This window comes from Salinihabitans flavidus (assembly GCF_900110425.1).
GTDB classification, from domain to species: Bacteria; Pseudomonadota; Alphaproteobacteria; order Rhodobacterales; family Rhodobacteraceae; genus Salinihabitans; species Salinihabitans flavidus.
This window is the reverse complement of record NZ_FODS01000005.1, coordinates 108841-133882: the sequence shown is the minus strand read 5'-3', so window position 1 is coordinate 133882 and position 25042 is coordinate 108841. Positions and strand designations below refer to the sequence as shown.

The 25042-nt window shown below is 64.7% G+C and carries 19 protein-coding genes; 10 read left to right on the top strand and 9 right to left on the bottom strand.

The genetic code is table 11. From position 1 onward, the window contains the following. Positions 1 to 20: 20 nt before the first annotated feature. Together BMW66_RS06350 and BMW66_RS06345 are read right to left on the bottom strand one after the other, a co-directional pair. Positions 21 to 3797 carry a translocation/assembly module TamB domain-containing protein gene (locus BMW66_RS06350; RefSeq protein WP_093116607.1) on the bottom strand — a complete coding sequence of 1259 codons (3777 nt, stop codon included), beginning with the start codon at positions 3795 to 3797 and terminating at the stop codon, positions 21 to 23. After that, positions 3797 to 5617, bottom strand: a complete 1821-nt coding sequence (locus BMW66_RS06345) for an autotransporter assembly complex protein TamA (RefSeq protein WP_093116605.1) — start codon at positions 5615 to 5617, stop codon at positions 3797 to 3799. The genes BMW66_RS06350 and BMW66_RS06345 overlap by 1 nt, the downstream gene beginning before the upstream one ends. A 238-nt stretch (positions 5618 to 5855) precedes the next feature. Here BMW66_RS06345 and BMW66_RS06340 point away from each other — a divergent pair, with 238 nt between their 5' ends. Continuing rightward, positions 5856 to 6974, top strand: coding sequence for an alpha/beta hydrolase (locus BMW66_RS06340; protein ID WP_093116603.1), 1119 nt, complete (start codon positions 5856 to 5858; stop codon positions 6972 to 6974). Positions 6975 to 6993: 19 nt separating this feature from the next. Here BMW66_RS06340 and BMW66_RS06335 read toward each other — a convergent pair whose 3' ends face one another. Both BMW66_RS06335 and guaD read right to left on the bottom strand, forming a co-directional pair. After that, on the bottom strand, positions 6994 to 7773 hold the full coding sequence (locus BMW66_RS06335; protein WP_093116601.1) for an ion channel: 780 nt from the start codon (positions 7771 to 7773) through the stop codon (positions 6994 to 6996). Between the two features lie 112 nt (positions 7774 to 7885). Then, positions 7886 to 9184 carry a guanine deaminase gene (gene guaD / locus BMW66_RS06330; RefSeq protein ID WP_093116599.1) on the bottom strand — a complete coding sequence of 433 codons (1299 nt, stop codon included), beginning with the start codon at positions 9182 to 9184 and terminating at the stop codon, positions 7886 to 7888. 122 nt (positions 9185 to 9306) lie between these two features. Here guaD and mgtE point away from each other — a divergent pair, with 122 nt between their 5' ends. The 5 genes from mgtE (at position 9307) to BMW66_RS06305 (ending at position 14916) form a co-directional block, all read left to right on the top strand. Continuing rightward, the gene (gene mgtE, locus BMW66_RS06325) at positions 9307 to 10701 is read left to right on the top strand and encodes a magnesium transporter (protein ID WP_093116597.1); all 1395 of its coding nucleotides are present in this window, start codon (positions 9307 to 9309) and stop codon (positions 10699 to 10701) included. Continuing rightward, positions 10698 to 11270 (top strand): 5-formyltetrahydrofolate cyclo-ligase, encoded by a 573-nt coding sequence (locus BMW66_RS06320; protein WP_093116595.1) that lies wholly within the window; start codon positions 10698 to 10700, stop codon positions 11268 to 11270. The genes mgtE and BMW66_RS06320 overlap by 4 nt, the downstream gene beginning before the upstream one ends. Positions 11271 to 11379: 109 nt before the next feature. After that, on the top strand, positions 11380 to 12201 hold the full coding sequence (locus BMW66_RS06315) for a TIGR00282 family metallophosphoesterase (protein WP_093116593.1): 822 nt from the start codon (positions 11380 to 11382) through the stop codon (positions 12199 to 12201). Further along, on the top strand, positions 12198 to 13118 hold the full coding sequence (locus tag BMW66_RS06310; protein WP_093116591.1) for a DMT family transporter: 921 nt from the start codon (positions 12198 to 12200) through the stop codon (positions 13116 to 13118). Before BMW66_RS06315 ends, BMW66_RS06310 begins: the two co-directional genes overlap by 4 nt. A 19-nt stretch (positions 13119 to 13137) precedes the next feature. Next, complete coding sequence (locus tag BMW66_RS06305; RefSeq protein ID WP_093116752.1) at positions 13138 to 14916, top strand: SLC13 family permease; 1779 nt, start codon at positions 13138 to 13140, stop codon at positions 14914 to 14916. Positions 14917 to 14934: 18 nt separating this feature from the next. On the opposite strand, the gene BMW66_RS06300 is transcribed toward BMW66_RS06305, so the two are convergent. The 3 genes from BMW66_RS06300 to BMW66_RS06290 are packed head-to-tail and all read right to left on the bottom strand — an operon-like array spanning position 14935 to position 18058. Continuing rightward, positions 14935 to 16707, bottom strand: coding sequence for an SLC13 family permease (locus tag BMW66_RS06300; RefSeq protein ID WP_093116589.1), 1773 nt, complete (start codon positions 16705 to 16707; stop codon positions 14935 to 14937). Between the two features lie 59 nt (positions 16708 to 16766). Further along, positions 16767 to 17432: an alpha/beta hydrolase gene (locus tag BMW66_RS06295; protein ID WP_093116587.1), complete on the bottom strand. Its 666-nt coding sequence runs from the start codon at positions 17430 to 17432 to the stop codon at positions 16767 to 16769. After that, positions 17429 to 18058: a DNA-3-methyladenine glycosylase family protein gene (locus BMW66_RS06290; RefSeq protein WP_093116585.1), complete on the bottom strand. Its 630-nt coding sequence runs from the start codon at positions 18056 to 18058 to the stop codon at positions 17429 to 17431. The genes BMW66_RS06295 and BMW66_RS06290 overlap by 4 nt, the downstream gene beginning before the upstream one ends. Before the next feature lie 153 nt (positions 18059 to 18211). On the opposite strand from BMW66_RS06290, the gene BMW66_RS06285 reads away from it, so the two are divergent. From BMW66_RS06285 to eno, 3 genes are all read left to right on the top strand, one after another. After that, positions 18212 to 19426, top strand: coding sequence for an MFS transporter (locus tag BMW66_RS06285; protein ID WP_093116583.1), 1215 nt, complete (start codon positions 18212 to 18214; stop codon positions 19424 to 19426). Between the two features lie 138 nt (positions 19427 to 19564). After that, positions 19565 to 20467, top strand: coding sequence for a DMT family transporter (locus tag BMW66_RS06280; RefSeq protein WP_093116581.1), 903 nt, complete (start codon positions 19565 to 19567; stop codon positions 20465 to 20467). 136 nt (positions 20468 to 20603) lie between these two features. Next, positions 20604 to 21878: a phosphopyruvate hydratase gene (eno, locus tag BMW66_RS06275; protein WP_093116579.1), complete on the top strand. Its 1275-nt coding sequence runs from the start codon at positions 20604 to 20606 to the stop codon at positions 21876 to 21878. A gap of 54 nt (positions 21879 to 21932) precedes the next feature. Here eno and BMW66_RS06270 read toward each other — a convergent pair whose 3' ends face one another. Both BMW66_RS06270 and BMW66_RS06265 read right to left on the bottom strand, forming a co-directional pair. Further along, positions 21933 to 22211, bottom strand: coding sequence for a glycine zipper 2TM domain-containing protein (locus tag BMW66_RS06270; protein ID WP_093116577.1), 279 nt, complete (start codon positions 22209 to 22211; stop codon positions 21933 to 21935). 175 nt (positions 22212 to 22386) lie between these two features. Beyond that, positions 22387 to 23511 (bottom strand): anhydro-N-acetylmuramic acid kinase, encoded by a 1125-nt coding sequence (locus tag BMW66_RS06265; protein WP_093116575.1) that lies wholly within the window; start codon positions 23509 to 23511, stop codon positions 22387 to 22389. 63 nt (positions 23512 to 23574) lie between these two features. Here BMW66_RS06265 and tyrS point away from each other — a divergent pair, with 63 nt between their 5' ends. Next, positions 23575 to 24828, top strand: coding sequence for a tyrosine--tRNA ligase (gene tyrS / locus BMW66_RS06260; RefSeq protein WP_093116573.1), 1254 nt, complete (start codon positions 23575 to 23577; stop codon positions 24826 to 24828). The last annotated feature ends 214 nt before the right edge of the window (positions 24829 to 25042 follow it).

The window sequence follows — 25042 nt, the reverse complement described above, 5'->3', positions numbered from 1 at the left end:
GGGTGTCTGACTTTCTGCGCTCAGTAGTCTCTTTCGAAGAACAGGCCGATACCGGTCTCCCCATCCTCTCCCAGTCGACCACGCGCGGTGATGTCGGGGGACACCTGAAGGTTGAGGTTGATCTCGGTCTCTCCGGCTCCGTTGACCGATACTTCGGAGTAGATGTTTTCCGACAGGTATTTCCCGGCGCGCGCCTCGACGTTTCCGCTTTCATCCGTGGTCACGTCCAGATCGTCCAGCGCGAAGGTGCGCCGCAGTTGGCCTGTCACCCCGGTGCCCCCCGCCCCCGACAGCGTGCGCAGCGCAGAGGCAAGCCGCACCGCCTGAAGCGGCGAGATGCGCGTGGCGTCCCGCCCGAACAGCAAAAGCGACAGGATCTCATCCTGAGGCAGTTCCGGAACCGATGTCAGAGTCAACTCCGGCGCGCTGGCCAGTCCTTCGATGGCGAGCCGGATCGCCACGCCTTCGGCATCGGTTGTGGCCGCGAAGCGAACAAAGGGATCGAAAGCGCCCTGAAGCGTCAGAAGCCCCTCGGTCAGCGTCAGACGCTTGCCCAGAATATCGAACCGACCACGGACCAGTTCGAACCGGCCCGACGGCTGAATGTCGGCGGTTGTGCCCCCAAGCCGCAGTTGCCCCCCAAGTTCCGCGTCAAGGCCCCGCCCCCGAACGAAGATTCGCGATGGCGCACGGATCAGAAGATCGAGAGGATAGGCCGGGCCAGCCGCCTCTCGCCCACCCTGACCAAGCAGCCCCGCCCATTCACGAACCCGCCGCACATCAGCCGGCTCATTGATGTGAACCAGTCCGGGCAAGCCGGAATATCGCAGAACCGAAGTGTCGGACAGGCGCAGCTCCGCCGTCCCGAGGGTCAACTCTCCGCCGATGCGCGCACCGCCCGCCAGCGCGCCCTGCACCGTCACGTTGCCAGAGGCGGAGGTCTGATAGAGCCGCGCCTGCCGCAGCACCACCTCGGTCAGCGTCAATGACAGATCGGCGTTGAACGGCGGGGTCAACCCGATCACACCATCGCCGGAAAACCGTCCGCCCGTCGACACGGTACCGCTGCTGGTGATCCGCGCCTGACCACCGGAAAGTCGCGCCTCCGCGTCAATTTCCCCCAGCGCGATGAAAAGCGATGGAAGCGTGACACGGGCACCCTGAACAGTGACATTGCCCGACAGAGAGCCGGGCGCAAGCGGCCCGTTCAGCGCAAGATCGAAGCGCGCCATCCCCGATAGCGAACGAGGGCGCAGCCGTGCATTGGCAAGACCGAGCGGGGCCGCACCCCGGATCTGCAAGTCGCCGCGCCGCACATCGGGCGAAAGCTCTCCGGTCACGGATAGCGCGGCCCCGCCGGGCCCGGAGCCGTCAAACTCGATCTCCCAGTCTCCGCTGCCTCGCCGTGCGGTGCCGCTGGCAGAGATCGGACCGCCAAGATCGGGAACGATCACTGCGGCGTTCCGCAGGTTGGCCTCGAACTTCACTTCCTGGGTGGAGTCCGTCATCGTTCCGGACAGCCGCGCTAACACCTCCGGCGTGTCCAGAACGATCTCCTCCGCATTCAGGCGCCCATCGGTGGCGCGGGTCAGACGGGCACTGACCACCCCCTCGCCGCGCAACAGCGGATCGACACTGGGACTATCGAACACCAGATCACGCGTTCTCAGTTCCAGTGAAAGTTGCCCCGCAAGGGTGTCGAGGCTGGCCGACACGTCCGCTTCGATCTCTGCCGCCCCCCCGAGAGGCCGCCCGGCCACATCCGAATAGGGCGCGATGCTGTCGATCTGTCCGGTCAACCGGCCAGTGATCTGCGGGTCATCTCCGTTCAGGCCGGTCAGCGTCGCGTCAAACCGCAACTCCGTTCCGCCGGGCAGGCTGGTGGTCCCGTTGACCTGCCAGCGTCCCTCCTGCCCCGTCGCTTCAAGCGCAAGCTGCGCGGGCCCCTCGGCCCCCGCTATGACGCGCGAAAGATTCTCTATCTCGGCGTTGAGTTCAGCCTCGCCATCGGCCGGGCCAAGCCGGGCTGCGCCGCTGATCCGGGCATGATCGCTTTGCAGCAGAAGGTCCTCCACCCGGCTGCCATCGGTGTCGCGGACCAGTCCGAAACGCAGGCTGGCGTCCCCCTCCAGAAGAGGATCAATCTGAGGCTGATCCAATGCAAGATCGCTTGTCGTGCCTCGGACACGAAGATCGGCGGTGCCCGCGACCGGGGACACGTTCCCGGCAATGGCAAGCTTCGCCGCACCGGCAAGGGATCGCCCCGCAAGGCGCGAAAAACGGCCCAGGTCGCGGGCATCCAACGTCAGATCAAGGGTTGTCGGAATCTCGAGCCCTTCCCCCGACAACGACAGCGCGACCTCGCCGGACACCCCGTAGTCCTCCCCTTGAAGCGTCAACCCCGTCAAGGTCAGAGGGGCGCCCTCCTCCCAGTTCAGCGAGAGATCCCCCCCGATCCGGGAGCCAACTGCATCCGCCATCGCGTCATCGGCAAGTTGCACCCCGTCCGCATCAAGACTCAGTTCACCTGTCACGGCCCCCGTTGTGCCATCTTGCGGCACGCGCAGGGCGCCCTGCGCGGTCAAGGACAGCCGTCCGATCCTGTTGTCGTCCAGCTCAACTCCATCGGCACGCGCGTCAAACTGCCAGCCCTCCCCGGCGGCGCGATCATAACGCGCCGTGATCTCCGCACCTGACAAAGCCACTCCGCCCGCCCCGGCAGGCAATAGAACGCGCCCGGTTTCGGGGTCGGCAATCGTGCCCGTCAACGACAATGTCTCGGGCCAGCCATCTGCCGCGATGGCCCCCTTTGCCGAAATCCGCAGGGCGCGGGCGGTCAGATCGAGAGTGTCCAGCACCCGCCGCCCGTCCGGCATTTCGCGCGCGGTCAGGACAAGCGCAATTTCGTCCCCGAAGAAGGGGGCGAAATCCGGGGCGAACAACGGTGCGAGATCGCCGCGCAGATCCGCCCCGATCTCCCGCGCCGACACGGCCTGCCCGGTCTCTTCCGCTTCGCCTGTGCTGCGTACAGTGACCGCCCCCGACAGACGCTCAATGCCGTCTGTCCGCAAGGCAACCTCGGCGGCGAAGTCGTCCAGCGGCGCATCGCCGGCAATCCGCAACTCAAGCGCGGGCCGGCCCGGCAGATCCAGAAGCCGCGCTGCAATTCCGTTTGCGGCCTCTTCAAGGGCGAGGTCCACGGAAAGGTGGCGTGTTTCGTTCACGTATTGCCCAGACAACGTCAATTCACCGCGCGCACCGTCGGTGCGCCGGATGCTCAGATCCGCCGTTCCTTCGCCACTCTCCAACTGCGCCTCACCATCCACGGCAAGCGTCACCTCTTCGCCAAGCAAAGGCGCACCAAGCGCAACCCGCGCCAGTTTAAAGGCATCGACATGCACCGCGACCGGGAGCTCGGGCAGTTCAAAGGGCCCGCGCGCGGCCGGTTCGGGCACATCACGCTCTTCACCCCGCGGCAGACGGGGCAAATCGACCTCCTCGGCCGATAGCTCCGTCACTTCAAGTGACCCTCGCAAAAGGGCGGCGCGGTTCCAGTCCAGAACCAGACCGCGCAGCGTGATCCACACCCCCTCGTCATCGGCAATCGTCAGCGTATCGATCGTGGCGCGCCCGCTCAGCGCCCCGGCGAACCCTTCAATCCGAACCTGTCGCCCCATGGCGGACAGATTGTCCTCCAGAAAGGATTGCAGGATTCCCCTGTCACGCGCCTCTGAGTCGCTTTGCCCAAGGGACATGACCGGCCAGAAACACAGTATCAAAAGCCATAGCCAGCGCATCAAAAAGCCTGCCCGATCCCGATATAGAGTTGCATTCCGTCGCCTGTATCTCCCGAGAGCGGGCCGGCAAGATCCAATCGAATCGGCCCCACCGGCGTGTCATAGCGAAGACCCACCCCACCACCGGAGTGCCATTCTCCACTGTCGTCATAGAAACTCTCGCTGCCGATATAGCCCGCGTCGGCAAATCCCACGACACTGATGTTGCCGGACACGCGCGCGCGCAACTCCATCGACAACCCGACAAAGCTGCGCCCGCCAGTCATGTCACCGCCCCCAAGATCGACGCCGAGCGACTGATAGGGATGGCCGCGCACCGTGCCACCGCCCCCCGAGTAAAACAGGTAGTCGGCAGGCGCGCGATTCAGCGACGGCCCGAACAGCGCACCGAACTGCATCCGGCCTGCAAGCACAAAATCGCCGTCACCGTCAAGGCTGCGATAGGCGCGCCCGTCAAACGACAGGCGCGCGCCGTCCGCGCTTCCGCCCAGATTGACAAAGGGCTTCAGCCCGGCCCGCAGATAGGTGCCGTCAGTTGCATCAAGAATGTCATCGCGCCGATCCCACGTCAGACGGGCGGGAAAGGTGGCCAGCGTAATCTCACGTCTGCCCGGACCGAGCCGCCGGGCGAATACGTCGCGCACCCGCTCGTGTTCCACTGCAATGCCCTGATCGAAAGTCAGCGTCTCCGATATCCTCCAGCGCGCACCGATCCCTGCCATGATCCGGTCTGTGCGAAAGGCTGGCTCATCGAGATATTCAAGCTCCGTTTCCAGATACAGATCGGTATCGGGTCCCCAGATCGCCGGTCGCTCCAGCCGGGCACCGAGGCTGAAATCCATTCCGCTGCTGCGGGCGCCGATATCGGACACTTCGGCATCCACCCGAAACCGCTCTGCCCCGCCCAACAGGTTCCGGTGCAGCCAGAACCCGGATAGTGTCAGCCCCTCAAGCGAGGACAGTTCCGCCCCTGCACCAAAGCGGCGGGGCTTTTCATCGACAAGCTGCACGTCGACATCCATGGTATTGCCGGGTCCAAGGGTCTCCCCCTCGCTGAGCGCGACCGACCGGAACGCCCCGGTGCGGCGCAGGCGGCGGGCGGCGGCCTCGAGCGCCTCGGGCGAAAACCGCTCACCCTCCGGCAGCCCCGCGATCTGGCGAATCCTTTCTTGTCGCACATTGCTTTGCGAAGTGACCCGCAGCGATCCGAAACGCACCAAAGGTCCGGGCAGGAGCCTCACCCGCGCATCGAGAATCTGCCGGGCGTGATCTGCGGTCAGGGAGGAATCGGCGACCTCGACCTTCGCATGCCCCGCCTTGCGCCAGCCTTCCACACCCGTGTCGACTGCCGCGCGCACGGTATCGGCGCGTGCCCTCTCATCGCGGCGAAACGCCTCCGGCAACTGCACGCCTCCCGGCAGGGGCGCAACTTGCGCCACCCCGAAACGGAACGGCGGGCCGGGATCGACGCGCACCTCGATGGCCTGAATCGCATCAGGGCGCTGCAAGGGCGGAATCTGCGCGGCCTCACGACCATCCACACGGATCGAGACCGTGCCGCCATAGTACCCCGAGGCATAGAGGGTCTCCAGCATACGGGTATAATCGCTCAGAGCCGCGGACATCACATCCTGCGCGTCGGAAACATTGTCGCGCTGCGCCGCCGAGAGGGCCGAGGCACTCAGCAACCTGCCGCGCAGCTCCGACTCCTCTGTGCCGATCACCCGGATATCGAACGTCTCGAACGCATGAGCGGGCAAGGTCACCCCGAGAAAGGCGACGCTGCTGGCAATTGCGACGACCAGACGGGGTAATTTCACGAAGACAATCCTTTCCGGGCGCTGTTCTTGTAACCGACCTCAAGATAGAGCGCCAGAGAACCGACGACCACCTGGATTTCTTCCCGGTACACGGATCCCGGCATCTCCTCGCCGATGTGGCAACACCCCGTCGAAAATCTCCGCGGATTCCCTGTTCTTTCCTAGGAATATCTGGCGCGCACCATCTATAATCAATAAAGCGAAATCAGCGTATCAGAATCCGGCAAGGGTGCCAAACATGTCACAACAGAGTCGAGGATGGCACGTTTTGCGCCTGATGCTGTTGTACTGTGCGGCGGCTCTGATTCTCGCTGGATGCAGCCCGCGCCCCGGCCCCGATGTTCTCAAACCCGTGGGCTCTTCCGCCGCATCCGGGCAGGTGATGCAAATCTATGTCGCGACGACGCGCGCCAAGGCGTCCGGTATCGGATATTCCGCCGAACGCGCGTCTGAACTGAGTTATGCGGTCTATGACGTGTCCATCCCGCCCACACATGAGCCCGGTCAAATCGAGTTTCCGAGCGGAGAGGCCGATCCACGAACCGATTTCACCGTCGTCGAAAGAACCGAACTCGATCGTGGCACCTTTCTTGCCGGTATCAGGCGCAACAGTAGGCAGTCACAGACGGGGACCGCCGGTGTTTTCGTGCATGGCTACAACTACAGTTTTCAGGAATCGCTGTTCCGACTGGCCCAGATCTCGGCGGATGCCAATATCGACGGCGTGCCCGTGCTCTTTGCCTGGCCCTCGGACGCGCACCCTCTGGCGTATGTCGCGGACCGGGAGGGCGCCAGCTTTTCGCGGGATGCCCTGGCGGACCTGCTGGCCGACATGAACCACGGCACCGGTCGGACCTTGCTTTTCGGCCACAGCATGGGGGCATGGCTGTCGATCGAGGCGCTGCGCACATTGAAGCTTCGGGGGGCGCGGCATGTTCTCGACCGGCTTGACGTGATTCTCGCCGCGCCCGATATCGACATCCATGTGTTCGATTCCCAGATGCAGGTCATCGGCACAATGAAAGAACCGATTGTCGCACTCGTCTCACCGGATGACCGGGCGCTCGCGCTATCGGGGCGTTTGTCGGCACAACGACCACGTCTCGGGGCGCTCGCGGTTGACGACCCGCGCGTCGTTGCCGCCGCAAAGCGTTCGAATGTGCAGGTGATCGATATTTCGCAGATCGAAACCGACGATCTGACGGGGCACGGGCGGTACATCCGTCTCGCCGCGCTCTATCCGCGGCTCGTGGCAACCGAAACCCAGGGGCGCGGCGTGCGCACGGCCGGGGCCTTCATCTTCGATGCGCTCGAAGAGGCGCTTCTTCTTCCCGTCGTTCGAGCAAGGGCCAACTGAACCCTGCAAGCGAGACCCGTCAATTCCCGTCGCTGCCTTCCGTCTCGATCTTGAGCGACGTGCCGCAATGCTTGCAGTGGATGGCGTCCGGATCATGCCGTGTCAGGCCGCATTCAGGGCACTTGTAATGCACTTTGGACGGCTGAAAGATCGCCCGCGCCAGTTGCACGAACAACGCCACCCCCACGACCATGATGAACACCGACAGAAGCTTGCCGCCCGTCGTTGGCAGGGTGATGTCGCCGAACCCCGTCGTGGTCAGCGTCGCCACTGTGTAATAAAGCGCATCGACATAGGCCGCGATGCCCGCGCGGTCGTCAAAGGCCAGAACGAAGACAAATGACGTGGTCACGAAGATGAAGACAAAAAGGTTGACCGCCGCATAGACAGCGTCCTCATGCAGCCGGAAAAACCGGCTTTCGCGCCTGAGATCGCGGATCAGGTGATAGGAATGAATGAGCCGCAAGCCCCGCAGAATTCGCAGGAATGCCAGGTCATCCGCGAAAAACGGTGCCAGAAGTAGCGATACGATCACAACGGCGTCCGCGATCGTATACACCTGCATCAGCATCTTGCGTCGGTTCTCGGCCACCCAGAGCCGGGCGCTGAAATCAAGCAGGATGAGCCCCCCCAACACCGTGTTCACCACGGTCAGAAGCAGGCTCGGAGACATCGCCGCCGTGATGATGAAATAGAGGATGGTCAGCGTGTCAAAGACGATAAGGCCATAGCGAAACCGCTGCGCCCTCCGGCTGCGCCCCTGATACAAGAGCCTGACACTTCGATGCAGCTTTTCCATGTACCCTCACAAAATGAACCCGACCACACATCCACAGCCCAGGGGGCGACCGCAAGGTTTCCTCATCTCACCGCAGGCTTTTTGTCAGCCTGTCGGAACCTGTGCCGCGCCGTCACCTCTCCGATATCGCCCGCCCGGCAATGAATACCTCTGATACAGCCCGGTCGTCGCCCATCATGATCGTGGGGAAGACCGCCTCCCACAGATCGTCGGCCCGCTCCGTCCGCTGTGCGATATCGGGGGTGGAGGCCAGATCGAGCACCACCAGATCGGCCTCTATCCCGGGTGCGAGGTTGCCGATCCGGTCGCCCATGTGCAGCGCTGCCGCCGATCCGGCCGTCGCCAGCCACAAAAGCTGCGCGGGATGCAGCGGGCTGTGCCGCAATTGGCCGATCTCATAGGCCGCCGCCATGGTGCGCAGCATCGAAAAGCTCGACCCTCCGCCGGTATCGGTGGCCAGCCCGATACGCGGCCCCTCGGCGATCAGCCCGGCCATGTCGAACAGGCCCGATCCGATAAACGTGTTCGATGTCGGGCAATGGATCAAGGACGCCCCGATCTCGGACAAGGCCGCGCGCTCGCGTGGCTCAAGGTGGATCGCGTGCCCGTAGAGCCCCCGCTCGCCCAGAAGCCCGAACATCTCGTAGGTTTCAAGGTAGTCGCGCGCCTTCGGGAATAGCTCTTTCACCCAGGCGATCTCGTCGGTCTGCTCACTCAGGTGGGTCTGCATCAGGCACGCCGGATGCTCTGCCCAGAGCGCCCCCATCGCCTCAAGCTGCTCGGGCGTGGAGGTGGGCGAGAACCGCGGCGTGATGGCATATTCAAGCCGGTCCACCCCGTGCCAGCGCTGCAACAAGGCGCGACTGTCGTCATAGGCGCTCTGCGCCGTGTCCCGAAGCCCCTCCGGCGCGTTGCGATCCATGCAGGTCTTGCCCGCCACGACCCGCTGCCCGCGCGCCTGCGCCTCGGCAAAGAACGCATCGACCGAGGCGGGGTGAATGGTGCAGAAGCTGGCCATCGTCGTCGTGCCATGGCTTGCCGTCAGATCCAGATAGCGCGCCGCCACCTGCCGCGCATAGGCCGGATCGGCAAAGCGCACCTCCTCGGGGAAAGTGTAGCTCTCAAGCCAGTCGATCAGCCGCTTGCCCCAGCTCGCGATGATCCCGGTCTGTGGATAATGCACATGGGCATCTACAAATCCCGCCATGATCAGCCCGTCGCCGAAATCGCGCCGCGCCGCCTGCGGATGGGCCGCGCAAAGATCCTCGGCCCGCCCCGTCGCCGCGACCTTCCCGTTCTCGATCAGCACCGCGCCGCGCCGCTCATGACGGGCCGCGTCCTGCACCGCAGTGCCGAACGGAGAGGTATCGAAGGAGAGGGTCTGTCCCAGTAAAAGCACCGTGTCGCGCATTCGGAGATTCCTTTTCAAGACGCTGCGAAACCCGCAGTTTTCCCGGCAATTTGCCCTTTCAGGATTGAGTTTTCCAGCCAAATCCACCTAATGTCCCGCCAGACGGCAAGAGGGGTGGCGACATGACCGAAGACATCGATCAGGACCTGCCCGATTCTGACCATGAAGAGGCCGCTTACAGCCTTGACCGGCGCACCGTAGCCGCGATTCTCGGCGCGGTGGAAGCGGGTGACCGTGCGCAGCTCACCGAGTGGATGGAGCCGCTCCACCCCGCCGACATCGCCGATCTTCTGGAGCAGATCAGCGCCTCCGACCGGCGGCGGCTGGTGCAGCTCTATGACCGCGAATTCGATGGCGACATCCTGTCAGAGCTTGATGAGAGCATCCGCGAAGAGGTGATTGCGGCGCTCCACCCCGAAATTCTAGCCGACGCGGTGCGCGATCTGGATTCCGACGATGTCGTGGATCTGGTCGAGGATATGGACGCGCCGCAGCAGGCGGTTATTCTCGGCGCGCTGGAAGATGCCGACCGCGTCGCGGTGCAACAGGCGCTCAGCTATCCCGAGTATTCCGCCGGTCGCCTGATGCAGCGCGAGACAATTGCCGCGCCCGAGCATTGGACCGTCGGCGACGCCATCGATTTCATGCGCAATTCCACGGAGCTTCCGGAACAGTTCTATCATGTGATCCTTGTCGATCCGCGCATGCACCCGGTGGGCAATGTCACGCTGGGCAAAATCATGGCCGCCTATCGCGCCACGCCGCTCAGGGATCTGGTCGAGGATATGTTCCAGGTCATTCCCGCCACTCAGGACGAGGCTGACGTCGCCTATGCCTTCAATCAGTATCACCTGATTTCAGCCCCCGTGGTGGATGACGAGGGGCGGCTTGTAGGTGTGATCACCATCGACGACGCGATGTCCGTGCTCGATGAAGAGCATGAAGAGGACATCATGCGCCTTGCGGGTGTGCATGAAGAATCGAGCCTGTCGGACACCATCTTCGAGGCGGCGAAGGGGCGCGCGCTGTGGCTTTTCGTCAACCTGCTGACCGCGATTCTTGCCTCGCTGGTGATCGACATGTTCGCCGAGACGATCAATCAGATGGTCGCACTCGCCGTGCTGATGCCGATTGTCGCGTCGATGGGGGGGAACGCGGGCACCCAGACCATGACCGTCGCGGTGCGCGCGCTCGCCACCCGTGACCTGACGGCCCAGAACGCCATGCGCGTTGTGGTGCGCGAGATGTCGGTCGGAGCGCTCAACGGATTGGTTTTCGGACTTCTGATGGCGCTGGTGGCCGGGTTCTGGTTCGGGGTGCCGATGCTGGCGGCGGTGATCGGGCTGGCAATGCTGCTGACGCAGATTTCGGCCGCGCTTGGCGGAATCGTCATTCCCATGTTTCTCGACCGGATGAAGATCGACCCGGCGCTGGCCTCCGGGCCTTTCGTGACCACAATCACCGATGTGGTCGGCTTTTTCGCCTTCCTGGGGCTCGCCTCATGGATTCTGCTATGACCAATTTTTCATCGGCCGATCTTTCCGTCGTCAAGGCCGCCGCGCGCAAGGCCGCCTTCGCCCGTCGCAAGGTCGCCTTCGAGACGGCAGAGCCCGGGCAATCGGCGTATCTGTCCGCCTTTCTGGCCGGATATCGCGGTGTGCCGCTGGCCGGCTACCTGCCCATCCGCACAGAGATCGACCCCCGCGCCGCCATGGCCGAGGCCGCCGCCTATGGACCCGTCGGCGTGCCGGTGATCGAGGGGGCGGGCCTGCCGCTGAAATTCTCCAGCTGGCAACCGGCCGGGCCACTCAGAGCGGGGCCCTTCGGCGCGCAGGTGCCGCTGGAGGACGTGTTTTTCGAACCGGAGATCGTGATCGTCCCGCTTGTCGCCTTCGACGCGCAGGGCGGGCGTCTGGGGTATGGCGGCGGATTCTACGACCGCACGCTGGAGATGCTGCGCGCGCATCGCCCCACGCTGGCCGTGGGCTTTGCCTTTGATGCGCAGGAGGCCGATAGCCTCCCGCTGGAGCCGACGGATCAGCCGCTTGACCTGATCATCACCGAATCCGGCGTCCACAGCTTCTGATCTCCGGGCCGCCTCCTGCCTGCGTCGCTCTGCCTCTCGCCTGCTCAAAAACACGGCGGCGGCAAAGGTGCCACTTGCTCATGCGCGGGAAGCGAATTACGCAACACACATGAAAATTCTGTTTCTCGGAGATGTGATGGGCCGCGCGGGCCGCGCCGCCGTCATGGAAAGACTGCCAAAGCTGCGCGAGGCGTGGCGGCTCGATTTCGTGGTCGTGAATGGCGAGAATGCCTCCAATGGCATGGGGCTGACCGGCGATCATGCAAAGGTGCTGCTGGAGGCGGGCGCCGACGTGGTCACGCTGGGCGATCACGCCTTCGATCACAAGGACATGCTGCAATTCATCCAGACCGAACCGCGTGTTTTGCGCCCGCTCAACTTCGCGCATGGCGATGTGCCGGGGCGCGGCGCGGGCGTGTTCGAAGCGCGCGGCGGGCGCAAGGTTCTGGTGGCGCAGGTGCTGGGTCAGGTCTTCATGAAACGGCCCTTCGACGATCCCTTCTCGGCCATCGACAAGGTGCTGCGCAGCCATCCGCGCGGTGGCATGGTGCAGGCCAGCATCGTGGACATGCACTGCGAGGCGACATCGGAAAAGATGGGCATGGGCCACTACTGCGACGGACGGGCGAGCCTTGTCGTCGGCACCCACACCCATGTGCCCACCGCCGACGCCCAGATCCTGCCGGGCGGCACTGCGCTGCAGTCTGATGCGGGCATGTGCGGCGATTACGATTCCGTCATCGGCATGGAAAAGACCGAACCCCTGCGCCGCTTCGTCACCGGCATGGCAAAGGGGCGTTTCACGCCTGCGGTCGGAGATGTCACGCTGTCGGGCGTCTACCTTGAAACAGATGATCGCACCGGCATCGCCACACGAATCGACATGGTGCGTCTGGGCGGGCGCCTGCCGCAGTCGGAACCGGCCCAATGACAAGCCCGGTTGCGCTCTTCGGCATGTTGCTGGTGCTGGGGGCGGGCTGGGGCCTCTCACAGCCCCTGAACAAGATCGCGGTCTCCGAGGGGTATCAGCCGCTGGGAATCATATTCTGGCAACTGGTGATCGGCGCGACGGTGCTTGGCACATTGCGCAGCGCGCAGGGCAAGCCACTTTCGCTCGCCCTGCCCTACTGGCGCACCTTCGTGCTGATCGCGATTGTCGGCACGCTTCTGCCCAACAGCTTTTCCTATCGCGCGGCGATACACCTCCCGGCGGGCGTTCTGTCGGTGATGCTGTCGCTCGTGCCGATCTTCGCCTTTCCCATCGCGCTCTGGCTTGGCATTGACCGCTTTACCCTGCCGCGCATGGCCGGGCTCGTGGTCGGTCTGGTCGGTGTCGTGATCCTTGCGAATCCCGACAGCATGCCGGACCCGTCGATGGTCTGGTGGCTGCCGATCGCGCTCGTGGCGCCGTTCTGCTACGCGGTGGAGGGTAACATCGTGGCCAAATGGGGCACGCAGGGTCTTGGTCCCGGCCATGTCCTCTTTGGTGCATCGGTTCTCGGGATTTTCATCGCACTACCGCTGGCGGTGATCTCGGGACAGTTCATTTCCCCCTTCACCGATTGGAATGCACCGGAATATGCGATTCTGATCACTTCGCTCGTGCATGTGGCCGTCTATACCGGATACGTGTGGCTGATGGGTCAGGCGGGATCGGTCTTTGCCGCTCAGGTCGCCTATATCGTGACGGGCGCGGGCGTGCTCTGGTCGATGCTGATTTTGCACGAACGCTATTCGCTTTGGATATGGCTGGCGATGGGCATCATCCTTGTCGGGATGGCGCTTGTTCAACCACGGCGCAAGGTGGCTATTGCCCCGATCGTGCCGCCGGGCAATGTTGGCGGCTGAGGCGGGGTCCGGAGGGGTCATGGGTCTGTTCGAGTTTTCGCAGAATATGCAGGCGGGCATCACGCTGGCCACGGTGGCGGTGATGTTCCTGCTGTTCCTGCGCGAGAGTTTCCCGACAGAGGTGGTGGCGATCATCGGCGTCGCGGTTCTGCTGGTGCTTGGCGTTCTGCCCTATGAGGGTGCGCTTTCGGTGCTGTCGAACCCCGCGCCCTGGACCATTGCCGCGATGTTCATCGTGATGGGCGCGCTGGTGCGCACCGGCGCGCTGTCGAGCTTTACCCGAATGGCCGAGAAACAGGCTTCGGTGCGCCCGCGGCTGGCCATCGCCATGCTGATCGCCTTTGTCGTCCTCGCCTCGGCGGTGGTGTCGAACACGCCGGTGGTGGTGGTGATGATCCCGGTCTTCATCCAACTGGCCCGGACATTGGGCACGTCGGCAAGCAAACTGCTCATTCCGCTGAGCTATGCGGCCATCCTCGGCGGCACGCTGACGCTCATCGGGACATCGACCAACCTTCTGGTCGATGGCGTCGCGCGCACCCACGGTCTCGCGCCGTTCAGCATTTTCGAAATCACCCCGCTGGGGATCGTCCTCGTGGCCTGGGGCATGATCTATCTGCGGCTGATCGCCCCGCGCCTGCTGCCTGAACGTCACAGCATGGCCGACCTGCTGTCGGATCGTTCGCGCATGAAATTCTTCACCGAGGCGGTGATCCCCCCCGATTCCAACCTGATCGGGCGCGAAGTCACGGGCGTGCAACTGTTCAAACGCGATGGCGTGCGGCTGGTGGATGTGGTCCGGGGCGATCTGTCACTGCGCCGCAACCTCGATGGCGTCACGCTCGAAGTGGGCGACAGGGTGGTGTTGCGCACACGAATGACCGAGTTGCTCAGCCTGCAACGCGACAAGTCCCTGCGGCGCGTGGATCAGGTCTCGGCGGTGGAAACCACCACGGTGGAGGTGCTGATCACCCCCGGCTGCCGCATGGTGGGCCGGCGGCTCGGCTCGATGCGCCTTCGGCGGCGCTATGGTGTCTATCCGCTGGCCGTGCATCGCCGCAACCAGAACATCGGCCGCCAGCTTGACGAGCTGGTGGTGCGCGTCGGCGACACGCTTCTGCTCGAAGGCACCCCCGAGGATATTCAGCGCCTTGCCAGCGACATGGACATGGTCGAGGTCAACAAGCCCACGGAACGTGAATACCGCCGCCGTCACGCGCCTATCGCGCTGCTTGCGCTCATCGGGCTGGTGGCGCTGGCGGGCTTTGGCGTCGCGCCGATCTTCCTTCTGGCAATACTTGCGGTTGCGCTGGTGCTGGCCACCCGCTGCATCGACGCCGACGAGGCGTTTTCCTTCGTGGACGGGCGGCTTCTGGCGCTGATCTTCGCCATGCTCGCCATTGGCGCCGCGCTGGAAAGTTCAGGCGCCGTGACGCTCATCGTCGAGGCTCTGGCGCCTTTTCTCGGGATGCTGCCGCCCTTCCTCGTGGTCTGGGCGATCTACCTGCTGACCTCGGTGCTGACGGAACTGGTGTCCAACAACGCCGTGGCCGTGGTCGTCACCCCCATCGCCATCGGTCTGGCAGAGGTCATGGGCATCGACGCCCGCCCCCTCGTCATCGCGGTGATGGTCGCCGCCTCGGCCAGTTTCGCCACCCCGATCGGGTATCAGACCAATATGCTGGTCTACGGCCCCGGCGGCTATCGCTTCACCGATTTCCTGCGCGTGGGCATACCGCTCAACCTGTCGGTCGGGCTGCTGGCCAGCGTGGTCATTCCCTTCCTCTGGCCGCTTTAGGGCACAAGCGCCCACTCTTCACAGTGGCCAGAACACAAGGATCGCCGGCACGGCCACCGCCACCACGATGACCTCCAGCGGCAGCCCCATGCGCCAGTAGTCGCCGAAGCGATAGCCGCCGGGACCAAGCACAAGCGTGTTGTTCTTGTGCCCGATGGGCGTGAGGAACGCCGAAGAGGCCGCCACCGCCACCGCCATCAGGAAGGGGTCCGCCGACACGTCCAGTATCCGCGCCATCTCGATTCCCACCGGGGCGGCGACGATGGTCGTGGCCGTATTGTTGAGCACATCCGAAAGCGTCATCGTCACCGCCATGAGAACCGCAAGAACCGCCCATGCGGGAAACCCTGCGGTCAACCCCACGAGCGCATCTGCGATCAGTTCCGTGCCCCCCGCCTCGTCCAGCGCCGCGCCAAGCGGGATCATCGACCCCAAAAGCACGACCACCGGCCACTCGATCTCGTTGTAAAGTTCTGTAATGGGGATGATCCGCGTGATCACATAGGCCACGGCAACGCACCCAAGCGCAATCGGCAGGTAAAGCACCCCGAAGGACGCCAGCGCCACGGCAACGAAGAAGATCCCGATGGCCATCCATGTCTTGCTGTCCTGAGTCACCGACAGCCCGCGATTGGCCAGCGGCAGAACGCCGAGCCAGTGCGTCACTTCGCTGCCGCGGTCCTTGGGCACAAGCAGAAGAACGATGTCACCGGCCTTGATCGAGGTTTGGCGAATCAGACGCTTGAGTCGCTGACCCTGTCGTGACAGGCCCAGCAAGAGCGCCCCCTGCCGCCATGTCAGCCCGACCGACTGCGCCGTCTTGCCGACGATCCGCGCATGCTCCGGCACCACCGCCTCGATCAGATCAAGCCCGTCTCCCGCCGCCTTCAGCTTCTCCTCGCGCTCATCATCCGAGAAGTTGAGCGATGTGGCGGCGCGGAACTCGTCGATCGCCTCGGGCCGCCCTTCCAGAACGATACAATCCTCGGCCTGAAGAAGAGAGTTGCGCGCCGCACCATAGCGCCGCTTGCCGTCGCGGGTCAGCCCGATCAGCGCCACGTCGGTCTTGTCGGCGGTCTCCTGCAACTCGCTGAGCCGTTTGCCGATATGCTTGCTCTCGTCCGGCACGGTCAACTCCGCGATATACTCCGCAAGATCGGACACCTTGGCCACGGCATCGTCGCGCACCGGGATCAGACGCCAGCCAATCAGCGCCACGAAAATCAGCCCCGCCAATGCCACCAGCGCGCCCACCGGGGCGAAATCGAACATCTTGTAGGACTCGCCAAGCGATTCCTGGCGAATCGAGGCGATGATGATATTGGGCGGCGTTCCGATCAGCGTCGCCATCCCGCCAAGGATCGTGGCGAACGACAACGGCATGAGCGAGAGGCCGGGGCTTCGGCCCGCCTTGCGCGCGGTCTGGATGTCCACCGGCATCAGAAGGGCCAGGGCGGCCACGTTGTTCATGAAGGCCGACAGGATACCGCCGATCCCGCCCATGAGTGCGATATGCGTGCCAAGGCCCCGCGCGCTGTCCACCATCGTGCGGGTGATCAGATAGACCGCGCCCGACCGCACAAGCCCCGCCGAGATCACCAGAACCAGCGCCACCACGATCGTGGCCGGATGACCGAAACCGGAAAACGCCTGATCGGTCGGCACCACGCCCACAATCACCCCGAACATCAGCGCGGTGAAGGCCACAAGGTCATAGCGAAACCGTCCCCAGATCAGCAGCACGAAGACTGCGACGAACAGTGAAAAAAGGATGATCTGGTCCTGCGTCATGCCCGTGCCTCCAGGTGGTCCCTATCCGGCCCGGCCCCCGCGGCGCCGGTGCCCGTGTCCTATAGCCCCAGCTTGTCGCGCATGAACGCCAGCGCCGCGCTGAGACCGTCCGGCGTAATGCCGTGGCCGGTGCCCTTCATGACATGGGCAAAGACATCGCGGAATCCAGCCTCCTGCAAGGCTTCGGCCGCTTCGGGCAGCGATTGAGGCGGTACCATCTCGTCCGCATCACCATGCACCAGAAGGATGGGCGGGCGGCTCACGACCTCATCGCGCAGCAGCTCGGGCGCGAGGATGCGGCCCGAAAAGCCGACGACACCCGCGACCTCGTCCTCGCGGCGCGGCGCGACATGCAGCGCCATCATCGTGCCCTGGCTGAAGCCGAAAAGCACCACCTGCTCGGGCAGCACGTCCTCATCGACCATCACCGCGTCGAGAAAGGCGTTCAGATCGTTGACCGCCGCCCGCATCCCCATCTCGGCCTCCTCCTCGGACGACCCGTCGATCCACGGGATCGGGAACCACTGGAACCCGAAGGGCGCCCCGGCGCAGGCCTCCGGCGCATCGGGGGCGAGAAACAACGTATCGGGCAGATGCTCGGACAGCGGATCGGCCAGCCCCATCAGGTCTTGTCCGTTCGCCCCGTAGCCGTGCAGGAAAATCACGACAGAACGTTTCGACCCCGAAACCGGCTCCTTGCGCTGCGTGTTCAATACCCGTGTCATCTGATCCCTTCCCTGTCCTTGGCCACCTGGTAGTAGGCCCACAAAAGCCGCGCCGCAACCGCCCGCCACGGCGACCAGTCCTGTGCCATCACGCGCAGGACACGCTCCTTCGGGCGGTCCTCCAGATCGAACAGAAGACGCGCCGATTCCTGCAAGGCCAGATCGCCCGATGCAAAGACATCCGCCCGTCCAAGGCTGAACATCGCATAGATTTCCGCCGTCCAGATCCCGATTCCCGGCACTTCGGTCAGCGTGGCAACCACCTCGTCGGTCGGGGCCTCGCGCAGCGCGGCATAGTCGATCCGCGCCGCCGCCAGCGCACGGGCATAGCGGATCTTCTGCCGCGACAGCCCGCAGGCGCGCAGATCCTCGTCGCTGGCCCAGAGGATCTTGCGCGGCCCGGTCAGCCGCGCCGCCCGCATCCGGCCCCAGATCGCATCGGCGGCCGCCACGCTCACCTGCTGGCTCACGATGGCGTTCAGAAGCTCCTTGAACCCGTCGGCCCGCCGGCGCAGCGGCAGCGGGCCCGTCTGCTCCAGCGCATGGGCAAAGCGCGGCTCCTGCCGGGCCAGCCACACGGCCCCTTCGGCCACGCAATCGGGCGTTTCTATGATGCGTCCGACCATTCAGGTTCTCCCCTTGTTCGCCGCGCCATTCAACCCGCCCTGCGCCCGGCCTGCAATGCCCGATCCGCGGATGGGGCACTTGCAAACCAAAATTCGCGCAAACCCGCCGCCGCCCTCTTTTCTTCCCCGGGAAACGGATATAGCCATTCGCATATGACCCAGGTAGTCGATGACAGCCGCGCGCGGCGCACCGTGTTCATTCTCGTTCTCGCGCAGGCATTCCTCGGCGCGCAGATGCCGATGATCTTCGTCGTCGGCGGGCTGGCGGGGCAATCGCTGGCGGCAAATGCCTGTTTTGCCACGCTGCCGATCTCGCTCATCGTGCTGGGCTCGATGCTTTCAGCCACGCCGATCTCCGCCATCATGCAGAAATTCGGCCGCCGCGCGGGGTTCATGCTTGGCGCGACGGGCGGCGCGCTCGGCGGGGCAATCGGCGCCTACGGGCTCTATCTGCACAGCTTTCCCGTCTTTCTGCTCGGCTCGCTTCTGACCGGCATGTATATGTCGGCGCAGGGGTTCTACCGCTTTGCCGCCGCCGACACCGCCTCCGACGCCTTCCGGCCCAAGGCCATCTCCTATGTCATGGCGGGCGGGCTTCTCGCGGCGGTGATCGGCCCGCAGCTCGTGAAAGTGACCAGTCAGGCGATGGTGATTCCCTTCCTCGGGACATATCTGGCGGTGATCGCGATCAACGTGATCGGCTCTTTGCTGTTTCTCTTCATCAACATCCCGCGCCCGATACCGCCAAGCGCCGACGCGCCCAAGGGCCGCTCGCGGTGGGAGTTGATCACCACCCCGCGCATTGCCGTGGCGGTGATCTGCGCCACCGTCTCCTATGCGCTGATGAATCTGGTGATGACCTCCACCCCGCTCGCCGTGGTTGGTTGCGGCTTCGATCAGAACAACGCCGCCGACGTGGTCACCGGCCATGTTCTTGCGATGTATGTGCCCTCCTTCTTCACCGGGCACCTGATCGCGCGATTCGGCGTGGAACGGATCGTGGCGCTCGGCCTGCTGATTCTCGCGGGAGCCGGCGCCGTGGCCCTGCAAGGTGTTGAAATCGAGAATTTCTTCATCGCGCTGATCCTGCTCGGCGTGGGCTGGAACTTCGGCTTCATCGGCGCGACCACCATGCTTGCCGGCGCCCACGACGCGAGCGAGCGGGGCCGGATGCAGGGTCTCAACGACCTGATCGTCTTTGGCGGCGTGACGATGGCCAGCCTTGCCAGCGGCGGGCTGATGAACTGCTCCGGCGGCACGCCGGAGGCCGGATGGACCGCCGTGAACCTCGCGATGGCCCCCTTCCTCGCGCTGGCGGGCGGCGCGCTCATATGGCTGCTGCTGCGCCCCCGGGACGTGGCCGCCTGATCCGGAACCATCACAAACCGTGATCCCCGACAGCAGCGGTTTTCATGCCCTGTGATATTGCCACGCCGCCGCAAATCGGGGCATCTGTGACAAGGCGCCGCAGCCGGCGCGCCCCTTCCCGAACGCGCGAGGCCCGCCATGAACAACCTGCAAGGCATCCTTCTGGTGGTGCTATCGATGGCGGCCTTCACCATCGAGGACAGTTTCATCAAGCAACTGTCCACGACCCTGCCGACAAGCCAGATCCTGATCATGATCGGCGCGCTGAGTTCGGGCGCCTTCGCCGCCGCCGCCCTGCTGCGCCGCAAGCGCCTGTTCGCCGCCGCCGCGTGGCGCCGCGCCTCTCTGGTGCGCGCGGCCTCCGACGGGGTTGCCGCGATGGCCTTCTTCACCGCGCTGGCGCGCGTGGATCTGTCCACCGTCGCGGCGGTGTTTCAGGCCACCCCGCTCGCCATCGCCGCCGGCGCCGCGTTGTTTCAGCGTGAAAAGGTCGGCTGGCGGCGCTGGACGGCCATCGCGCTCGGCTTTGCCGGGGTGCTGCTGATCGTGCGTCCGGGACTGGAGGGGTTCAATCCCAACGTGCTCTGGGTGCTGATCTCGGTCATCGCCATCGCCGTCCGTGACCTTGTGACCCGCCAGATCGACAAGGACGTGGATTCGCTCGTGGTGTCGTTTCAGGGATTCGCGGTGCTGGTTCTCGCGGGCGGGCTGATGCTTGTGATCTCGCCGGCGCGCCCGGCCCCGCTCGCCCCGACGGATGTGGCGATGCTTCTGACGGGCGTGGTTTTCGGGATCTTCGGCTATTACGGCATCGTCACCGCCATGCGCATGGGCGAGGCATCCGCGCTCGCGCCGTTCCGCTATACCCGCCTGATCTTTTCCATCCTCGTCGGGATGGCGGTCTTTGGCGAACGGCCCGACCTGCTCACGCTCACAGGCGCGCTGCTGATCATCGCCACCGGGCTTTACACCGTCTGGCGCGAGAACCGGCTCTACCGCCGGGCGCGCCGCGCTGCCGCGCTCACACCCGGACCGCTCTGAGCCGTTTGCGCAAACATCGCGCTGATAGCCCTAACACAGCGAAATAGGGCCCGTTCGCAAGGACAGGTTCGTTTTACAATCCTCCACCTGCTGCTATAGCTGCGCGCAACCGAACCGCAGCTTCAGGGACATTCACATGAGCACGATCATCGACATTCACGCCCGCGAAATCCTCGACAGCCGGGGCAACCCCACGGTCGAGGTTGACGTGATCCTCGAAGATGGCACGCAGGGCCGCGCCGCCGTGCCCTCGGGCGCCTCCACCGGCGCCTATGAGGCGGTCGAGAAGCGTGACGGCGACAGCGCCCGCTATCTCGGCAAGGGCGTGCTGGAGGCCGTGGCCTGCGTCAATGGCGAGATCGCGGAAGCGCTCGCCGGGTTCGACGCGACAGAGCAGGTGGCCATCGACGAGACAATGATCGAGCTTGACGGCACCCCCAACAAGGGCCGTCTTGGGGCCAACGCCATTCTCGGCGTCTCGCTCGCCTGTGCCCGCGCGGCCGCCGATTTCACCGCGCAGCCGCTCTATCGCTATGTCGGCGGCACCTCGGCGCGCGTCCTGCCGGTGCCGATGATGAACATCATCAACGGGGGCGAGCATGCCGACAACCCGATCGACATTCAGGAATTCATGATCATGCCGATCAGCGCCGGCAGCATCCGTGACGCCGTGCGCATGGGGGCCGAGGTGTTCCACACCCTCAAGAAGGAACTCGCCGCCAACGGGCTGGCCACCGGCGTGGGGGACGAGGGCGGCTTCGCTCCCGCGCTCAACTCCACCCGCGACGCCCTCGACTTCATCCTCAAATCCATCGAGAAGGCCGGCTATCGCCCCGGAGAGGACATCTTCCTCGCCCTCGACTGCGCCGCCACCGAATACTTCAAGAATGGCAGGTATGTCCTTGCCGGAGAAGGGAAATCCCTCACTTCTGATGAGAATGTCGCCTATCTTCAGGCGCTGGTGAACGACTACCCGATCATCTCGATCGAGGATGGCATGTCCGAGGATGACTGGGACGGCTGGCGCGCGCTGACAGACGCGCTCGGCGGCAAGGTGCAGCTTGTCGGCGACGATCTTTTTGTCACCAACCCCGACCGGCTGGCCGCCGGAATCGAGAAGGGCTGCGCCAATTCCATGCTGGTGAAGGTCAACCAGATCGGCACCCTGACCGAAACGCTGCGCGCGGTTGACATGGCGCATCGCGCCGGGATGACGAACGTGATGTCGCATCGCTCGGGAGAGACCGAGGATGCCACCATCGCCGATCTCGCCGTGGCCACCAACTGCGGACAGATCAAGACCGGCTCGCTGGCCCGCTCCGACCGGCTGGCGAAATACAATCAGCTCATCCGGATCGAGGAACTGCTGGGTGAGACGGCGCAATATGCGGGCGCCTCGATCCTGCGCTGAACGATCGCAATGGCGGCCCGCGCCGCGCGCGGGCCGCCAATTGTCAGGCGTGGATCAGTAGTTGCAGGGCCGCGTGATATACGTCCCATCGCCGCGCGCATAGGCGCATTGATCGGTCCGCGTGTTATGCGCCACCATCGTGCCTGCGGCCGCGCCCCCGAGCGCCGAAATGAGGCGCCAGTTGTCATTGGCATCAAAGGCCTCGGCCAGGATCAACCCCGACGCGGCGCCACCAGCGACTCCGACCACAGTGGCCTGATCCGATGTCATATTGCAGGCCGCCAGCGTACTGGCCGCGACACCTGCGGCAATCAATTTGGTAAAACGGGTCATGACAGATCCTTCTTGAATATGGTGAGAGTCGCCAAAGTCCGGATCTCGCGAGCAACCGCTCGCGTCCGCGACTTCCGGACCACATAGTCCTGCATTACAGATGGGGGGCTTCTGCCCCGTCTACAAGCCCCCATTCCGACCCCCCGCACCAAGGGCGGGATATCGCCCGCCCGGCTCAGCCGTCCTCGGGGCGCGACACTGTCCCGCCCCCCACCAGCGCCCGCACCCCTGTCGTCGCCGGGCCGGAGGTGGCCATGCCCCGCGCCACACGCACCGCGAGAAAGGCAAAGGCCTGCGCTTCGAGCATGTCACCATCAAGCCCCACGTCCTCCACGGGCAGCACCGGACAGTCGAGCGATACGCGCAACATCTCCATGAGCACCGGGTTGTGTCGCCCGCCACCCGTCACCAGAACGCGTGACGGCGGCTCCGGGCAATGCTCCATCCCCTGCGCGACCGCCGCCGCGCACATCGCCGTCAGCGTGGCCGCCGCGTCGGCATCGGACAGCTCGCGCACCAGCCCGATCATCTCGGAAAAATCGTTCCGGTCGAGCGATTTGGGCGGCATTCGTGCGAAATAGCTTTCGGCCAGGAACAGCTCCAGCGCGCCCTCCTCCACACGGCCGCGCGCCGCCAGCGCCCCGTCGCGGTCGAAGTCCTGCCCAAGCCGCTCGCCGATGAAATCGTTGAGCGGCGCATTCGCCGGCCCGGTGTCGAACGCCAGAATCGCGCCATCCTCTTCCGGCCGCCCCTTGCGCGGGTCCACCCACGTCAGGTTTCCCACCCCGCCGAGGTTGAGAAACGCCACCGGCCCCGGCTCCGCGATCCACCGGGCGCAGGTGAAATGATAGAACGGCGCCAGCGGCGCCCCTTCCCCGCCAAGGCGCACATCGGCGCTCCGGAAATCCCACACCACCGGCAGATCGAGCGCATTGGCGATCACCTGCCCGTCGCCCACCTGCAAGGTGCCGCGCCCGCGCGGCTCATGCGCCAGCGTCTGGCCGTGAAACCCGATGATCTCCGCCCCCGCGAAGCGCGACAGAAGCGTGACATGCGCCGCCTCCACCACGTCGGCCGCGGCCTCTGCCGCCTCCCCGCCCCAGCATCCCAGCGCATCCGCCAGCGTGGCCCGCTCGGCCCGCGTATAGGGCTGGTATCCGCTCTGCCCGAAGTCGAGGATCCGCTCCCCGTCGGTCAGGATCATCGCCGCATCCACCCCGTCCAGAGAGGTGCCCGACATCGCCCCAAGCGCCCACACCGGACCCTTGCCTGCCCCGGCCTTCGACACGGCCTTCAACATGGCCTTTTCCTTCACCTCAACCCCGCCTATACACGGGCGCGATCAGAGTAATGGACGGATACCATGACCTACCAGCCCAAATCGGATTTTCTCAACGTGATGATGACGCGCGGCTTTATCGCCGACTGCACCGATTATCAGGGTCTCGATGACGCGCTGGTGGCTGGCGTGGTGCCCGCCTATATCGGCTTTGACGCCACCGCGAAATCGCTGCACGTCGGCTCGCTCATTCAGATCATGATGCTGCGCTGGCTGCAAAAGACCGGGCACAAGCCGCTCACGCTCATGGGTGGCGGCACCACCAAGGTGGGCGACCCCAGCTTTCGCGCCGACGAACGCCCGCTTCTGACCGGGGCGGAGATCGACGCCAATATCGCCGGGATCGGGCAGGTCTTCGCCAAATACGTGACCTACGGGGACGGGCCGAGCGACGCGCTCATGCTCAACAACGCCGAATGGCTCGACAACCTCAACTACCTCGACTTCCTGCGCGACATCGGGCGGCATTTCTCCGTCAACCGGATGCTCAGCTTCGAGAGCGTGAAATCCCGGCTCGACCGCGAACAATCGCTGTCCTTTCTCGAATTCAACTACATGATCCTGCAAGCCTACGATTTCCTTGAGCTGAACAAGCGCTATGGCTGCCGGCTGCAAATGGGCGGCTCGGATCAATGGGGCAATATCGTGAATGGCATCGACCTGACCCGCCGGGCGATCGACCATGAGGTGTTCGGCCTGACCACGCCGTTGCTGACCACCTCGGACGGCAAGAAGATGGGCAAGACCGCCGATGGCGCGATCTGGCTCAACGCCGACATGCGCAGCCCTTATGAGTTCTGGCAGTTCTGGCGCAACACCACCGACGCCGATGTGGGCCGCTTCCTCAAGCTCTACACCGAACTTCCCGTTCCCGAATGCGAGCGGCTCGGCGCACTCTCCGGCTCGGAGATCAACGAGGCGAAAATCGTCCTCGCCAATGAGGTCACGACGCTCTGCCACGGCGCAGAGGCCGCAACCGCCGCCGAGGCCACCGCCCGCGAGGTGTTCGAGAAGGGCGGCGTGGGCGACGATCTGCCCACCCTGACCCTCAGCGCCGCGGATGTGGGCGACGGGATCTCCATCGTGCAACTCATCGTGCGCTCGGGGCTGGCGAAATCGGGCAAGGAGGCCAAGCGCCTGATCGCCGAGAACGGCGCGCGGATCGACGACGCGCCGCTAACCGACGCCGGGCTGATCCTCGACAGCGCCGCGCTGTCAGCGCCGGTCAAACTCAGCGCGGGCCGCAAGCGTCACGCGCTGGTGCGGCTCGCCGGCTGATCTGCCATCCCGGCGTCTGCCTTCATCTTTGTGAAAAATACTCGGGGGATCCGGGGGCAGCGCCCCCGGGCGCGCCGCGAGTCCAGACGTGGGAAGAATGCGGCACACCTGCCCTGTTAACCCGATCTTCACCCTGATCCATCGGACGCCCTGTTAACCGCGCCGGACAGGGACACCGCCACCGACGCAATACCGACAAAGTACCGACGTTTTA